Source organism: Neorhizobium vignae (assembly GCF_000732195.1).
GTDB lineage: Bacteria > Pseudomonadota > Alphaproteobacteria > Rhizobiales > Rhizobiaceae > Neorhizobium > Neorhizobium vignae.
On sequence record NZ_JNNU01000074.1, the window covers coordinates 1 to 489 of the forward strand.

At 64.6% G+C, this 489-nt stretch carries 1 protein-coding gene; it reads left to right on the forward strand.

Annotated elements, in window-relative coordinates; translation table 11 throughout:
- The coding region (locus GQ59_RS32610) for a DUF5801 repeats-in-toxin domain-containing protein (protein WP_037088668.1) at nt 1-489 on the forward strand (489 nt) is incomplete at both ends.

Here is a 489-nt window from a genome sequence, read left to right on the forward strand (position 1 = left end):
CGGCCCGATCACCGACAAGATCGGCGCATCGCTGAATATCTCCTGGGGTGGTGACGACTCCAACACGGTCGCCAATGGCGGCTTTACCGGCACGCAGGTGATGGGCGACCGCTCGGTCGTGTTTGCGGCCTCCGGTGCTGCTGCGACGGTGGTCAGCGCGGCTGACGCTGCAGCCTTCCTCACGGTCAAGAGCGGCAACACGACGCTCGACCTCGCCAGCCTGACGTCCGGCGGCCAGGCTCTTGTCTACACGCTGTCTGCCAACGGCACGGTTCTGACGGCCCATGCGGGCTCCGCCAACGGTGCAGCCGTGTTCACGGTGACGCTGAGCGATGCCGGTAAGGGCAGCTACAGCTTCGACCTCGACGGCGTGATCGATCATCCGGTCAAGGCCAGCGGCGCCAACAACGAGGATGTGCTCACCTTCAACTTCACCGCCACCGCCCGCGACAGCGACGGCGATATCGTCAAGAACAACTTCCAGGTCAA